The organism is Caproicibacter fermentans (assembly GCF_009746625.1).
GTDB lineage: Bacteria > Bacillota > Clostridia > Oscillospirales > Acutalibacteraceae > Caproicibacter > Caproicibacter fermentans.
Window position 1 is genome coordinate 1 of sequence record NZ_VWXL01000040.1, and the last position, 814, is coordinate 814.

General features: G+C 34.9%; 1 pseudogene. It reads left to right on the top strand.

Features of this window, described 5'->3' with window-relative positions:
- A pseudogene (locus CAFE_RS06195) lies at nt 1-475 on the top strand (hypothetical protein); the annotation flags it as partial.
- Nucleotides 476-814: the final 339 nt, after the last annotated feature.

An 814-nucleotide genomic window follows, 5' to 3' on the forward strand; every position in this document is an offset into this window, starting at 1 on the left:
TTCTTTTAGAATCCTGATGATCTGTTCCTCGCTGAACCGTTTCTTCATGTTAATCACTCCATCTGCATTTTATCATATTGTGACTAACTTTTCTATTGGCTCAGTTTTCGGGGCTCAGGTCATATGTATTGTTATAGCACAACTAATTCAAAATTATGTAACCGAAAATAATACTAAAGCCGTGTTGGGAATTATTTTTATGTTATTTGGATTGGCATTTATAGGATATGGCGTTTATAAAGGGAGAAAAGTAGAGGGACAAGAATATTTAGAATCACTTAAAAATAATAAAAATTCTGTTAATACCCATTCTCAAGACTTAAATCATGTACCGTGTTGTCCTACTTGTGGTTCAATTAATATTGAAAAAATTAGCGGAGTAAGTAAAGCCGGTAAAGCAGTCGCTTTTGGTGTTTTGGCGGCTGGGAGTATTAGCAAGACTTTTCATTGTAAAAATTGTGGTTATAAATGGTAATCTGTAAAAAGGGCAGGTGTTAATTATGTTTTTGCTTAGCTTGTTTAACTATATATACTTAAATGGTATAAAAAGTGTACATCAAAGCGCAAAAGTCAATAGAGAGCGTCAGAAGATGAAAGATGAGTATGTCTGGTAAGGATTTTATGAGGAGTTATAAATTATGCATATTCCAATTATAATAGGGATAATTATATTAATTGTCAGAGCAATTGTTATCGCCGGAGTATAATTGACCGAGATCGCCGGCGGAATTGACCCACTCAAGAATAACGGCTACCATGGCATAAAGAAACGCCATGGAGGTAGGCCGGATGTTAAGGAGTGGAATGATACACA